Below are 13754 nucleotides of genomic sequence, written 5' to 3'. Positions count from 1 at the left end.
AGGTGGTGAGGCCCATGTCGATCAAGCTCGATCATCGCTTGCTCTATCTTCGCGTGATTGAGAAAATCAAGCAAGATATCGACGATGGTGTCTATCGTGAAGGAGAGAAGCTTCCTTCAGAGTTCGAGTTGTCGAAGCAACTAGGAGTCAGTCGAGCGACACTCCGGGAAGCCCTTCGTATCCTCGAAGACGAGAAATTTGTCGTGCGGAAACATGGCGTCGGAACATTTATCAGTTCAAAACCCCCGTTCACTTCAGGGATTGAAGAACTGTTCAGTGTCACGGACATGATTATGCGCGCCAAGATGACACCAGGAACGAAAGTATTGGTGGCCGAAAAGGTTCTAGCGACCGAGAGAGAAGCTGAGCGTCTGAAAATTGAACCGAACTCGCCGATTTATCGGATTGTCCGGATTCGTTATGCAGACGAGACACCAGTTGTATACTGTGTCGATAAAATTCCGGCCCACCTCGTCTCGAATCCTAAAGCGTTGACGGAAGGTAAGTCGTTGTTTGATGCGCTCGAACAAGAGGTAGGACGTCGGGTCGCTTATGCGATCACGCACATCGAACCGAGTGTGAACGCGGAAATCTCGACGCAACTTCAAACGGACCAACCGTTACTGGCATTAAAGCAATTGCATTACGATGAGAGCGACTTACCGCTGCTCGATTCGGCGAACTTTTTCCGAGCGGACCGCTTCGACTTCCACGTCGTTCGCAAACGCGTCTAAGCACGTTCGTTTTATCCGGAAACGGTTATTTTTGGGGAACAGCGTGAAAGCGCTTTCTTATACCGGTGTAAAGACTACTGATGACATGACAACCTTAATTGTTATGATCCGAAAGGGGAAACACGACGATGAACAAGAAAAAAACGATTCTCTCAGCTTTAGCAGCAGGCCTCACACTCTCAACAGTACTCGCAGCATGTGGCGGGGATGACAATGAAGGTGCTTCAAACAGCGACGGCGGCGGCGAAGGCAGCGACTTTAAAGTAGCCATGGTAACCGACACTGGCGGTGTCGATGATAAATCGTTCAACCAATCAGCTTGGGAAGGTCTTACGAAGTTCGGGAAAGACAACAGCTTGACTGAAAACGAAGGCTTCAAATATCTTCAATCATCAAAACAAGCGGACTATCAGCCAAACTTGCAGCAATTGGCACGCGATAACTTCAACTTGATTTACGGAATCGGCTTCTTGATGGGCGAAGACATCAAAAAAGTTGCTGATCAGTTCCCAGACAACAACTTCGCGATCGTCGACATGGTCGTCGATGCGCCGAACGTCGCATCGATCACGTTCAAAGAGCAAGAAGGTTCATTCCTCGTTGGTGTCGTCGCTGGTCTCACTACGAAAACTGACAAAGTTGGATTCGTCGGTGGTGTTGAGTCTGACTTGATCAAGAAGTTCGAGAACGGTTACAAAGCGGGCGTCATGGCTGTTAACCCGGATGCAACAATCGACGTGAAATACGCTGAAGACTTCAACTCAGCTGAAAAAGGAACTGCCATCGCTTCAGGTATGTACGGAGCAGGATCTGATATCGTGTACCACGCAGCAGGCGGTACTGGGGTAGGGGTATTCACAGAAGCGAAAAACCGTAAGAAGAACGGCGAAGATGTATGGGTCATCGGTGTTGACCGCGACCAATACGAAGAAGGTCTTCCAGAGAACGTAACACTTACTTCAATGGTCAAACGTGTTGACACGGCTACTTACGAAGTATCGAAACTTGCAATGGAAGATAAGTTCCCTGCAGGCGAAATCGTTGAGTTCTCTTTGAAAGATGACGGCGTAGGGATTGCTGAAACTTCTGATGAGAACGTTTCAGCTGACGTCCTCACAAAAGTGGAAGAGTACCGCACACAGTTGATCGACGGTGACATCACGGCTCCAGCGACTGACGCTGAGTTCGAAGAGTTCATGAAAACAGTAAAATAATTCATTGAGTTAGGGGGGACCCATGCGGTCTCCCTTTACTTAAAGTTAGGGGTGGACTTTCTTGGAATATGTAATTGAAATGCTCAATATTCGCAAAGAGTTCGGAACGTTCGTTGCCAACGACAATATCACCCTCCAATTGCGCAAAGGAGAGATTCATGCGTTGCTCGGCGAGAACGGTGCCGGGAAATCGACGCTCATGAACGTCCTGTTCGGCCTTTATCAGCCGGAAGGTGGGGAAATCCGCGTGCGCGGGGAGAAAGTGGACATTGAGAATCCGAACATCGCCAACGACCTTGGAATCGGTATGGTACACCAACACTTCATGCTCGTCGAGAAGTTCACGGTGACCGAGAACATCATCCTCGGCTCAGAGCCGAAGAGCGGATTGACGGTCGACCGGGCCACGGCGCGTAAAAAAGTTATGGAGATTTCGGAACAATACGGTCTCCGCATTGATCCGGACGCTAAAATCGAGGACATCTCGGTCGGGATGCAACAACGTGTCGAAATTTTGAAGACGCTCTATCGCGGCGCTGAAATCTTGATTTTTGACGAGCCAACCGCTGTATTGACGCCACAAGAGATTCAAGAACTCATTCAAATCATGAAGCGTTTGATCGAAGAAGGTAAATCGATCATCTTGATCACGCATAAACTGAAAGAGATCATGCAAGTGGCCGACCGCTGTACGGTTATCCGTCGCGGACGTTATATCGGCACCGTCGATATCGATGAGACGGTCAATGAAGACCGTTTGGCTGAAATGATGGTCGGGCGTGAAGTTAACTTTGATGCGGAATATTCCAAGGCAGATCCACAGCAAGTCGTCCTCGACGTGCAAAAACTCGTCGTCAAAGACAGTCGCGGGCTTGAAGCCGTCGACGGCTTGGATTTACAGATTCGTTCAGGAGAGATTCTCGGAATCGCCGGGATTGACGGAAACGGACAGACCGAGTTGATTGAAGCCATCTCAGGCTTGAAGAAACCGGAGTCTGGAAAAGTATTGTTGAATGGGAAAGACGTGACTGGGTTCACGCCACGTAAAGTGACGGAATCTGGCGTCGGTCACATCCCGCAAGACCGTCATAAACACGGACTCGTCCTCGACTATTCGATTCGGGACAACATGGTCCTCCAAACGTATTACAAAGAGCCGTTCTCGAAGCGTGGTTTGATGAACTATAAAGCTGTGGCTGAGAAGGCGAAGGCGTTGATTGAGAAGTTTGACGTCCGAACTCCATCGGTCGATGTACCGGCCCGTGCCTTATCAGGTGGTAACCAGCAGAAAGCGATTATCGCCCGTGAAGTCGACCGGTCACCTGACTTGTTGATTGCGGCCCAACCGACGCGTGGACTTGACGTCGGTGCAATCGAGTTCATTCATGAACAGCTCATCAAAGAACGTGAGAAAGGACGCGCCGTCCTCTTAATCTCGTTCGAACTCGAAGAGATTTTACACGTCGCGGACCGAGTCGCCGTCTTATATGAAGGTAAGATTGTCGGGATTCGTGATCCGAAAGAAACGACCGAGCAAGAACTCGGCTTCTTGATGGCCGGCGGTAAGAGAGGAGAAGAAACAGTATGAATAAGTTAGGATTCAATCGACTGCTCATCCCGCTCTTGTCGATTTTGATGGGACTTCTCGTTGGGGCAATCGTCATGCTGATTGGCGGCTATGACCCGATTCAAGGGTTCTCTTCATTATTCGAAGGTATGGTCGGAAGCCCATATGCAATCGGAGAAACACTTCGTGCCGCAGCGCCGCTCATCTTCTCAGGTTTAGCGGTCGCATTCGCGTTCCGGACTGGTCTCTTCAACATCGGGGTCGAAGGTCAAGTGTTAATCGGTTGGGTGGCAGCCGTTTATGTCGGAATCAACTTTGATTTACCGATGTTCATCCACCTCCCGCTCGCGCTTCTCGCGGCCATGTTCGCGGCAGCGCTCTGGGCGTTCGTCCCTGGTTTCTTGAAAGCCAAGTTCCACGTCCATGAAGTTATCACATCGATCATGATGAACTATATCGCCTTGTACACGACGAACGCGATTTTGCGTAGCGCCATCGGCGTAACGAACGAACGGACCGAGTCAATCAAGGAGTCCGCGTCGCTCGCGTCGCCATGGCTTCAAGAAATGACGCAGTTCTCCCGCTTGCACTGGGGTGTCATCATCGCCGTGCTCGCGGCCATCGTCTATTACTACATCTTGCAACGGACGACGCTCGGTTATGAGCTTCGGGCCGTCGGATTCAACAAACACGCGTCACAATACGCGGGGATGAGCGTCAATCGCAACATCATCCTGTCATTCGTCATCTCAGGTATGTTCGCTGGACTCGCCGGCGCGATGGAAGGCCTTGGTACGTTCAACGGCATGACGCTCAGCGCCTCGTTCACTGGGGTCGGATTCGACGGGATCGCCGTCGCCCTTCTCGGTGCGAACACGGCCATCGGTGTCGTCTTGGCAGCCATCTTGTTCGCCGGACTCAACATCGGTGGACTCGCGATGCAGCTCGGTGCCAACATTCCGTCTGAGCTCGTCAAAGTCATCATCGCGGCCATCGTCATCTTCGTGGCGTCGGGTTATGCGTTCAACTACGTGATTGACAAATTCAAAGGAAATCGTAAGAAAGGAGTGGAGAAAAAATGAGCTTCTTAGAAGTCCTCTATATCGTCGTCCCGGTCGCGTTGGCCTATGCGACTCCACTCATCATCGCGGCGCTCGGCGGCATCTTCAGTGAACGTTCGGGTGTCGTCAACATCGCCTTGGAAGGCATCATGGTCATCGGTGCCGCCACGGGCATCATCACGACGCTCACGTTGACGGAGATGGGGCTTGGTGGTCTCAGTCCTTGGATTGCGCTCTTGGTCGCCATGGTCGTCGGTGCGCTCTTCTCGCTCTTCTTGGCAGTGCCGGCCATCCTTTGGCGCGCTGACCAGACGGTGCTCGGGGTCGCCATCAACATGCTCGCGATCGGTCTCGCCATCTTCGTCGTCCGTGTCCTCTACAACAAAGGACAAACCGATTTCATCGAGTATCGGATTGCGAAAGAGAACGTGCCGATTTTATCGGATATCCCGGTACTTCGTATGTTCTTCATCAACGTCCAGTACACGTCGTTCATCGCCATCGCGCTCGCGTTCGTCGTCTGGTTCGTCATCTTCAAGACGCCGTTCGGCCTTCGTCTCCGCTCGGTCGGGGAACACCCGATGGCGGCTGACACGATGGGAATCAACGTCACGAAAATGCGCTTCATGGGCGTCATGCTCTCAGGTGCGTTCGGCGGTCTCGCCGGTGCGGTCTACGCCGTCACGGTCACGACGAACTTCAGTGGGACGACGATTGTCGGTCAAGGTTTCTTGGCCATCGCCGCCATGATCTTCGGGAAGTGGAACCCGCTCGGCGCGCTCGGAGCTGGCCTCTTCTTCGGTTTCGCCCAAGCGTTGTCGATCATCGGCAGTAACTTGCCGGTCATCAGCAACGTGCCGCAAGTGTTGCTCTTGATTGCACCGTATGCGCTTACGATTCTTGCCCTCGCGGGTGTCGTCGGACGTGCGGATGCACCGAAATCGGTCGGTATCCCATATATTAAAGGGAAACGCTAATCACCAAAAGGACAAATGTCCATTTCACCAAGGTTGTTTGACGCTTAAGTCAAACAACCTTTTTTGTTATACTGGTGTAGAGGTGAGACAATTGAAAAAATGGTGGCAACTGCTGATCGCTGTCGTGCTGAGCATCTCGCTCGCAGGCTGCTCAGTCGATGACTGGTTCGCTGAACAAATCGACCCGCCGGAGTCGCTCGTCGAACTCGAGGCCGACTTTCCGTCGGCGTCGGTCACGCAACAAGTCGCGCGGCCGCTCGGGAAGACCGAGACGGTCACGCTCGACCGCGTCATCGACGGGGACACGCTCAAAGTCGAGTTTGAGAACGGAGCGACCGAATCGATTCGCCTTCTGCTCGTCGATACACCGGAGACGAGCCATCCGACGCTACCGGTCCAGCCGTTCGGAGAGGATGCGAAATCATTCGTCGAACGGTGGCTGCCGGAAGGGGATACGATCACGCTCGAGTATGATGTCGGGCGCTACGATCGCTATCAACGGACGCTCGCCTACGTCTGGTACGACGATGCGATGCTGAACGAGGAATTGTTACGTCGCGGTCTGGCGCGCGTCGCCTATGTATACGCGCCGAACACGCAACACGTCGATGCGTTCCGGGACGTCGAACAGGCCGCGCGTCGGGAATTGCTCGGGATTTGGAGTCTCGAGGATTATGTGACCGGCAACGGATTCGACCACGAGGCGACCGAGCCGGCCCAGCCGAAACGAGACACGGATGGATGTGACATTAAAGGGAATATCAATCGGGACGGAGAGAAGATTTATCACGTTCCGGGCGGGGCGAGCTATGAGCGCACGATCCCGGAAGAGATGTTCTGTACAGAAGAAGAGGCGCGGGAGGCCGGTTTCCGCAAAGCGACACGTTAAAAAAAGACATGTGCGCCAAGATGGCACACATGTCTCGCTTATTCGTACTTGAGTGCGTCGCCGTCGAACGATTCGTCCGCGACTTTAATTGAGTCAGTCGGGCAGCCTTCGAACGCGTCCATCAAGTCCTCATACAACTCATCCGGGACTTCAATCGTACCCGTGTTGTCGTCCATCAAGTTGAACGCGAGGCCTTCGTCATCATAGTCGAAGATGTCCGGGGCAGCTGCTCCGCAGGCCCCACATGCGATACATGTATCTTTATCAACAATCGTAAATTTTGCCATTTGTAACCCTCCATACGTTTCGTCTCTCTGCATAGAAATGATTTTCTACTGACTATGAGTAATTGTAGTCTACATACCCAAATATTTCAATGAGGAAACGAATAACGTTTTGGAAGCATAATTTTAACAAGGAGGTGGAACGATGGTTCATTTGGCGGACGGGGTGTTGTTGCTATCCATCCAGCGCTTGAAAGGTGAACGCAGCGAACGTAGTTTGTTTCACGTATTGAACGGAAAACGATCGGCGACGACGCTGCAAGATGCCTTTTTTTATGATTTAGAACCGATTTTTGGCTTGTTCCCCTACACGAAGTACGACTATGAGAAATTGCTCGCTTCGTTCGAAAAGCGTGGTTGGCTCAACCGCTCCAGTTTTACCTTGACCGAAGCCGGGGCAATGCTCGCTTCGCCCGAGGCCGTCAGTGACTTGTTCGACCGTCTCGGCGGTGAGTATCGAGACTATACGACGATGACATGGAAACGGCTCAGTCTGTTCGTGCAGACGTTCATGTCGCTCGAGCATGAGCGCACGTTTTATCCGGTCCAAGCCGACCGTTTAGCCGAACGTTGGGTCAAACAAATCGTGCGGACCGAACGTGAATGGCGACCGTTGATTCAAAGCTTCCACCACGAGCTCGAGACGGCGCTTGAAGACATCGGCGATCCTTATGCGACCGCTGTCGTCTACCGGTTCACAGGGGCGTTCGAGACCGGATATACGTATGAGCAAATCGCGGCCCTCCTCGACGTTGATGCACGGACAGCCCGGCTTTACTTTTTGGCCGGATGGAATGCGCTCCTATGGAAACTGCCGCGAGATGCAAAACTGTTAGGATTCGCCCACGGCTTATCGAGTGAACGGATGACTTTATCGGCGCGGGGGTCGTATGAACAGTTCTTGGCCGGCCGGTCGTTCCAGCAAGTGCAATCGCAGCGGCGATTACGCACCAGTACGATTGAAGACCACGTCGTCGAGATGGCGATGTATTTGGACGAATTTCCGCTCGATCAATTCGTACCGCTCGAGCAAATCAAGCAAGTCGAGCAGCTACGTGACGAATCGAGTTGGGCGCTCAAGCCGATTTTTGAACAAATCGACGGAATCAGTTACTATCAAATCCGATTGGTGTTCGCACGATTGAAACGAGGTGAGACATTTGTTTGAGAAGACGTTGAAGCGAGTTTTCGGTTATGACAGTTTCCGTCCGGGACAGCGCGAGGTGATCGAAGCGGTCGCCGATGGGCAGGACGTGCTTGCCATCATGCCGACTGGTGCCGGGAAGTCATTGACGTTCCAACTCCCGTCCTATATCAAAAACGACGGGTTGACGATTATCGTCTCGCCGCTCTTGTCACTGATTGAGGATCAGATGCTCCACATCCGCGAACGCGGCGAACGCGGGGTGGCGCGATTGACGTCGATGGAGACGCTCGAAGAGAAGCAAGAGATTTTAAATCATTTGAAACGGTACCGCTTCTTGTATTTATCGCCGGAGCAACTCGCTGTGCCCCATGTGACTCGGGCGCTGGCGCGGACGAAAATTCAAATGCTCGTCGTCGACGAGGCGCACTGCATCTCGCAGTGGGGCCATGAGTTCCGGCCGGAGTATGCGCGCCTAGGTGAACTGCGCAAACAGCTCGGCAGTCCGCAGTGTATGGCCGTCACGGCGACCGCGCCTGAGACGGTGAAACGAGATATTGTCGAGAAACTGGCGCTCTTCTCGCCGGCGCAGTTCGTCCACTCGGCGAACCGTCCCGAGATTCGCCTCATCGTGGAACGTCTCGGGTCAGAAGATAAGATGCGTCGTCTGAGTGAACTCGTCCACGACGTGCCGAAACCGGCCGTCATCTATACGGCGACACGGCGTGAGGCCGAAGCGCTCGCCCTCCATCTCGATGACGCCTTGTTTTATCACGGTGGCATGTCGACCGAGGACCGGCGCCTTGTGCAGTCACAATTTTTACGTGACGAAGTCGCCATCATGGTGTGTACGAGTGCGTTCGGGATGGGTGTCAATAAAGATAACGTCCGTTCCGTCATCCATTATCAAATCCCGGCCACGCTCGAGGCGTACATGCAAGAGATCGGTCGGGCTGGGCGTGACGGTGAGCCGGCTTTCGCGGTCTTGCTATACGCCGAAGGGGATGAGCGGATTCAACAGTTTTTGATTGACCAGCAATATCCGAAAGACAAAGATATCCGTCTCGCTTATTTTGAACGAGACAATGGCACGAGCCTGGCCCAGTTGCCACGCTTATTGCGCTTGAACGAGGAAGACCCGGTTTGGGGACTGTTGAATCAGATGCTTGCCGAGCGGACGCTTGCCGAGGCGGTGGATTGGGTAAAAGATAGAAAGCGGGCCCGGTATCGTCAACTCGGGCAGATGATGGACTATGCCCTCATCAAGACGTGCCGGCGCGATTATTTGTTAAATTATTTCTCGGAGCAACCGGTCAAGCAAAGCGATTGTTGCGACATCTGCGGCGAAATCGTGTTCCCGCCGTCGGAGCAACTTGTGTCTAAAAATGTGACAGATTGGAAACATCGGTTGGCTCGTATCTTTTCCTTTGATTGATATCATAGTAAAATGATAAAAAAGGTAAAGGAGGGCACACGTTGCGACATCGGAATCAAGCGGACTCACTTCGTGAACAAGTGGTGGACACGTTGCCATCTCGCGCTGAACGGCAAGAGCATGAGCGAAAAGAGAAATTGAACGACAACTGGCTGAAGCGGCCGCTCGCCATGATGCTTACACTGACGATGTTTGCCATTATTCTTGTATTTTTATATATAGGTCGTCACGACATCTTTTTCTAAACAATACGACGAGAACGTCGTATTTTTTTTATGATTTCGTGCCCGAGGTTGTGAATATGCACAATCTCACCAATTTCTCACAAGATTTGCACAATAAAACAGGTAAAGCCGTACAGATGGGTCTATACTGAAAGAGAAGAACTAGTAGGAAAGGAGGGGCTGCTGTGCCGAAGTACTCCATCAAGACGGTCGCGTCACTCACCGGAGTCAACCCGACCACGATCCGGGCGTGGGAACGACGCTATCAATTCATCGTTCCGAGCCGGACAGATTCGGGTCATCGATTGTATTCCGACCAAGACGTCGAGAAGATAAAATGGGTCGTTGAAAAACAACGGGAAGGATTGACCGTGTCCCAAGCAATTCAACAGCTACATGAAGCCCCGAAGCCGAAGCCTGCCCGCCTTTATGACGAGGAGCTCATGGACGGGTTGCTCGAGGCGTTACTTTCATTTGATGAACGTAAGGCGCACGATTTGATTAATCGTGCCTTTAATACGTTCAGTTTTGAAAAGGTTACGAAAGATATCATCGGTCCGTTATTGATGGAAATCGGGACACGTTGGGAGAATGGGACGATCACGATTGCGCATGAACATTTTGCGACGGCCTTTTTGCGTGCCCGTCTATCGACGCTCTCGCTCCAAATGCCGATGAATCCCTTTTTGCCGCGCATCATTTGCGTCTGTGCCCCGGGCGAGATGCATGAAATCGGGCTCTTGTTCGTGACGCTTTACTTACGCCAATACGGTTATGACGTGATTTTCCTCGGTGCGGGATTCCCGAAAGAGGATTTGAACGAGGCGTTGCACGATATCGATGCCAAGTGTCTGATTTTCTCATGTACGTTGACAGAACATCTCGATGGCCTGAAAGACGCGATGCAGTTCATCCAAGCCGACCACCCGAACCTCGTCATCGGGGCCGGTGGTTACGCGGTCAGCCTTCAAGCGTCCGAATTCGGATCGGCCTTCCTCGGGGACACGCCCGAGGCGTGGACCGAGTGGTTGTCAACTATTTGACAGCTCGAACAAACGGGAGTAGCTTATAAAGTAGGATTGATTATTCTTTGGAGGTTTTCGTTTGAGATTTGAAAAGCAAACAAAAGAACATTTAAGGGTATATTTGACCGCGAGCGACCTATCCACTCGAGGCATCGCCATCGATACCATCGTGGGGGAGAGCGGTCAAGACCTGTGGCGGGAATTGCTTGAGACGGCGGAAGCGGAATTTGGCTTCATGCCACAAGGGACCGTCGACTTGAACGTGACGATGTTTCCCCGTGACGGGCTCGTCATCGACGTCCAGAAAGTCGATGCGCCCGTAGCAGAGTCGGATCAAGAGCAAGTCGAGATTCGGCTCACCATCGACGTGATTCATCATTTGATTTATCAATTTGACGATATCGAGGACGTCATCAACGCCTCGATTCGCTTGTTCCCACATATGCGAGACACCGAGCAGGGCGGAGCGTTCTATCATTACGAGGGACGATATTATCTGCACTTTGTCGAGGTGCTCAAACCAGACGTGGAAGAACGACTGGCCGCCATCTTGTCGGAGTACGGTCGAACGACGACCGTCAGTCCGTACGTCATGATGGAGTACGGCAAGACGATTCAAACTGAACAGGCCGTGAAACAGCTGTACGATACGTTCGCGTAAGTACGGCTTTTTTACTGTTCTGTTTCTATTGTTTTCCGCCGACACATGGTATGATAAAACTTGAATTTTGGAGTAGCTAGCTGAAGGAGAGATTTGATGAAAGTCGCGGTATTATATGGTGGTGTATCAGGTGAGCGGGAAGTGTCGCTCACGAGTGGTAAAGGAATGATTGAAGCGCTCGAAGAACGGGGTCACGACGTCGTGGCGATTGATTTTCACCCGGACCGGGCCAATGAGCTGTTGACGCTTCAAGCCGACGTCGTCGTCAGCGCCTTGCATGGCAAGTACGGTGAAGACGGACGCGTGCAGTCGCTCTTGGAGATGGCGGGCTTGCCGTACACGGGGTCTGGTGTGTTGGCGTCCGCGCTCGCGATGGACAAAGCCCGTGCGAAAATCATCTTCGCCGCTGCCGGCATCCGAATCGCCCGTGACGTCCTCATCGAGACAGGGGACGATATCGACGCGAAAATCGTCGAGTGGGGCGGTGAATTCCCATGTGTCGTCAAACCGGCCCAAGAAGGGTCTTCGAACGGATTGACGATCGCGATGGACGAAACGATGCTCCGTGAAGGAATCGACAAAGCGTTCGCCTGCGATACGGCCGTCTTGGTCGAACAATATATTAAAGGTCGTGAATTGACGGTACCTGTACTCGGAAACCATGGCGCCGAAGCCGCGCTCCCGGTTATCGAGATTATCCCGAAAAACGAGTTTTATGACTATGAGTCGAAGTATTCAGAAGGTGGATCGATTCACGTCTGTCCGGCCGAGTTGCCGGCTTCGTTGACCGAAGAAGTTCAGGCGGCTGCGATTCAAGCGCACCGTGCCCTCGGCTGCAGCGGATATTCCCGTTCAGACTTCCTCGTCTCAGAAGACGGGCTCGCCTATATTTTAGAGACGAACACACTGCCTGGCATGACACCGCTCAGCCTGTTCCCGGACAGCGCTCGCGCCGTCGGTATCTCGTACGGTGAACTGTTAGAGCGATTCATCGCACTCGCACTTGAAAAGTAAGAAGGGGCACTCCCTTCTTTTTTCGTTTTAGAAAACGCTTTCATTATTTTTGTAAAAGCCTTTCAAATTAGGCGCGTATCAGATATACTTTTAAACGAATACGAGGTTGATTCTTGGGGGAGAATCGACAATTTAGGGGAGGAAACCTTCATGATTACGGATCAAGAAAAAGGTCATCAAAAACGAAAAAACATCCTTGAATCGACACAAGAAGTTATACACGAGGCGCTCGATAAACTCGGGTATCCAGAAGAGATGTACGAGCTCTTGAAAGAGCCGCTTCGGATGTTGACCGTCCGCATCCCGGTTCGGATGGATGATGGATCGACAAAGATTTTCACGGGATATCGTGCGCAACATAACGATGCGGTCGGACCGACAAAAGGTGGAATCCGATTCCACCCGAGCGTGACCGAGGTCGAAGTGAAGGCGTTGTCGGTCTGGATGAGCTTGAAAGCCGGCATCGTCGACCTGCCATATGGCGGCGGTAAAGGTGGAATCGTTTGTGATCCGCGTGAGATGAGTTTCCGTGAAATTGAGCGGTTGAGCCGTGGTTACGTTCGGGCTATCAGTCAAATCGTCGGGCCGACGAAAGACATCCCGGCACCGGACGTGTTCACGAACTCGCAAATCATGGCATGGATGATGGACGAGTATAGCCGAATCGATGAATTCAACTCACCAGGTTTCATCACCGGGAAACCGCTCGTGCTCGGTGGCTCGCACGGTCGCGAGACGGCGACGGCAAAAGGTGTCGCCATCATGATTCGAGAAGCGGCGCTCCGTCGCGGCATCGAGTTAAAAGGCGCCCGCGTCGTCGTCCAAGGGTTCGGCAACGCCGGTAGCTTCCTGTCGAAGTTCATGCATGACGCCGGAGCGAAAGTCATCGCCGTCAGCGATGCGTACGGAGCCATCCATGACGAGAACGGTCTCGACATCCCGTATCTGCTCGACCGTCGTGACTCGTTCGGGACAATCTCGACCTTATTCAAGAACACGATCTCGAACAAAGAGATGCTCGAACTCGACTGCGACATTTTAGTCCCGGCCGCGATCGAGAACCAAATCACCGAGGACAACGCCGACAACATCAAAGCGTCCATCGTCGTCGAGGCCGCGAACGGGCCGACGACGAACGAAGCGACCCGCATCTTGACGGAACGTGGCATCCTGCTTGTCCCGGACGTGCTCGCTTCGAGCGGTGGGGTAACGGTTTCATACTTCGAATGGGTTCAAAACAATCAAGGGTACTATTGGACGGAAGAGGAAGTGGAAGAGAAGCTTGAGAAAGTGCTCGTCCACTCGTTCAATACGGTATACAATACCTCGTCGGCCCGTAAGGTCGACATGCGTCTCGCCGCCTATATGGTCGGTGTGCGTAAGATGGCAGAAGCGTCGCGCTTCCGCGGTTGGGTATAACAAAAGAGAGGGAAGATTAGACTGACCTAGCTATATGAGACACTAATAAAAACACCTTATTAGGCTGCCACCACACCATATTTTATCGGTGTGAGGTAGCCTAATT

14 protein-coding genes are annotated in these 13754 nt (G+C 52.5%); 13 read left to right on the top strand and 1 reads right to left on the bottom strand.

What is annotated here, in order from left to right:
* The first annotated feature begins 14 nt into the window (after positions 1–14).
* The 6 genes from KNP72_RS04095 to KNP72_RS04070 all read left to right on the top strand — a co-directional run bounded on the left by KNP72_RS04095 (position 15) and on the right by KNP72_RS04070 (position 6442).
* Positions 15–734, top strand: a complete 720-nt coding sequence (locus KNP72_RS04095; protein ID WP_021067171.1) for a GntR family transcriptional regulator — start codon at positions 15–17, stop codon at positions 732–734.
* Positions 735–862: 128 nt separating this feature from the next.
* Positions 863–1948: a BMP family lipoprotein gene (locus tag KNP72_RS04090; RefSeq protein WP_214719403.1), complete on the top strand. Its 1086-nt coding sequence runs from the start codon at positions 863–865 to the stop codon at positions 1946–1948.
* A gap of 61 nt (positions 1949–2009) precedes the next feature.
* Positions 2010–3536, top strand: coding sequence for an ABC transporter ATP-binding protein (locus KNP72_RS04085; protein WP_214719402.1), 1527 nt, complete (start codon positions 2010–2012; stop codon positions 3534–3536).
* Positions 3533–4597: an ABC transporter permease gene (locus tag KNP72_RS04080; protein WP_214832283.1), complete on the top strand. Its 1065-nt coding sequence runs from the start codon at positions 3533–3535 to the stop codon at positions 4595–4597. Before KNP72_RS04085 ends, KNP72_RS04080 begins: the two co-directional genes overlap by 4 nt.
* Positions 4594–5553: an ABC transporter permease gene (locus KNP72_RS04075; RefSeq protein WP_214832282.1), complete on the top strand. Its 960-nt coding sequence runs from the start codon at positions 4594–4596 to the stop codon at positions 5551–5553. Before KNP72_RS04080 ends, KNP72_RS04075 begins: the two co-directional genes overlap by 4 nt.
* Positions 5554–5635: 82 nt before the next feature.
* Complete coding sequence (locus KNP72_RS04070) at positions 5636–6442, top strand: thermonuclease family protein (RefSeq protein WP_214719399.1); 807 nt, start codon at positions 5636–5638, stop codon at positions 6440–6442.
* 38 nt (positions 6443–6480) lie between these two features.
* Here the strand turns inward: KNP72_RS04070 and KNP72_RS04065 are convergent, their stop codons facing one another.
* Entirely contained in the window at positions 6481–6729 is a 249-nt protein-coding gene (locus KNP72_RS04065) for a ferredoxin (RefSeq protein WP_021067177.1), read from the bottom strand.
* Positions 6730–6871: 142 nt separating this feature from the next.
* On the opposite strand from KNP72_RS04065, the gene KNP72_RS04060 reads away from it, so the two are divergent.
* From KNP72_RS04060 to KNP72_RS04030, 7 genes are all read left to right on the top strand, one after another.
* Entirely contained in the window at positions 6872–7894 is a 1023-nt protein-coding gene (locus KNP72_RS04060) for a YpbB family protein (protein WP_251026087.1), read from the top strand.
* 7 nt (positions 7895–7901) lie between these two features.
* Entirely contained in the window at positions 7902–9305 is a 1404-nt protein-coding gene (locus tag KNP72_RS04055) for a RecQ family ATP-dependent DNA helicase (protein WP_251128873.1), read from the top strand.
* A 41-nt stretch (positions 9306–9346) separates the two neighbouring features.
* A complete protein-coding gene (locus KNP72_RS04050) occupies positions 9347–9550 on the top strand; it encodes a hypothetical protein (protein WP_214719577.1) in 204 nt (67 codons plus the stop codon).
* A gap of 164 nt (positions 9551–9714) precedes the next feature.
* Positions 9715–10572, top strand: a complete 858-nt coding sequence (locus tag KNP72_RS04045; protein WP_214752191.1) for a MerR family transcriptional regulator — start codon at positions 9715–9717, stop codon at positions 10570–10572.
* A 61-nt stretch (positions 10573–10633) separates the two neighbouring features.
* The gene (locus tag KNP72_RS04040) at positions 10634–11215 is read left to right on the top strand and encodes an adaptor protein MecA (protein WP_021067182.1); all 582 of its coding nucleotides are present in this window, start codon (positions 10634–10636) and stop codon (positions 11213–11215) included.
* Positions 11216–11311: 96 nt separating this feature from the next.
* The gene (locus KNP72_RS04035; RefSeq protein WP_021067183.1) at positions 11312–12229 is read left to right on the top strand and encodes a D-alanine--D-alanine ligase; all 918 of its coding nucleotides are present in this window, start codon (positions 11312–11314) and stop codon (positions 12227–12229) included.
* A 150-nt stretch (positions 12230–12379) separates the two neighbouring features.
* A complete protein-coding gene (locus KNP72_RS04030; protein ID WP_021067184.1) occupies positions 12380–13648 on the top strand; it encodes a Glu/Leu/Phe/Val family dehydrogenase in 1269 nt (422 codons plus the stop codon).
* Positions 13649–13754: the final 106 nt, after the last annotated feature.

The sequence above is a fragment of the Exiguobacterium sp. s152 genome (genome assembly GCF_018618335.1).
In the GTDB taxonomy this organism is placed as follows: domain Bacteria; phylum Bacillota; class Bacilli; order Exiguobacteriales; family Exiguobacteriaceae; genus Exiguobacterium; species Exiguobacterium chiriqhucha.
The sequence above is the reverse complement of the archived record's forward strand: the minus strand, read 5'-3'. Positions and strand labels throughout refer to the sequence as shown.

What these genes read in the sequence shown, in the direction of transcription:
- KNP72_RS04075 (WP_214832282.1), top strand. Translation starts at nt 4,594, where the DNA reads ATGAGCTTCTTAGAAGTCCTCTATATCGTCGTCCCGGTCGCGTTGGCC.
- KNP72_RS04065 (WP_021067177.1), bottom strand. Translation starts at nt 6,729, where the DNA reads ATGGCAAAATTTACGATTGTTGATAAAGATACATGTATCGCATGTGGG.
- KNP72_RS04030 (WP_021067184.1), top strand. Translation starts at nt 12,380, where the DNA reads ATGATTACGGATCAAGAAAAAGGTCATCAAAAACGAAAAAACATCCTT.
- KNP72_RS04035 (WP_021067183.1), top strand. Translation starts at nt 11,312, where the DNA reads ATGAAAGTCGCGGTATTATATGGTGGTGTATCAGGTGAGCGGGAAGTG.
- KNP72_RS04080 (WP_214832283.1), top strand. Translation starts at nt 3,533, where the DNA reads ATGAATAAGTTAGGATTCAATCGACTGCTCATCCCGCTCTTGTCGATT.
- KNP72_RS04095 (WP_021067171.1), top strand. Translation starts at nt 15, where the DNA reads ATGTCGATCAAGCTCGATCATCGCTTGCTCTATCTTCGCGTGATTGAG.
- KNP72_RS04090 (WP_214719403.1), top strand. Translation starts at nt 863, where the DNA reads ATGAACAAGAAAAAAACGATTCTCTCAGCTTTAGCAGCAGGCCTCACA.
- KNP72_RS04060 (WP_251026087.1), top strand. Translation starts at nt 6,872, where the DNA reads ATGGTTCATTTGGCGGACGGGGTGTTGTTGCTATCCATCCAGCGCTTG.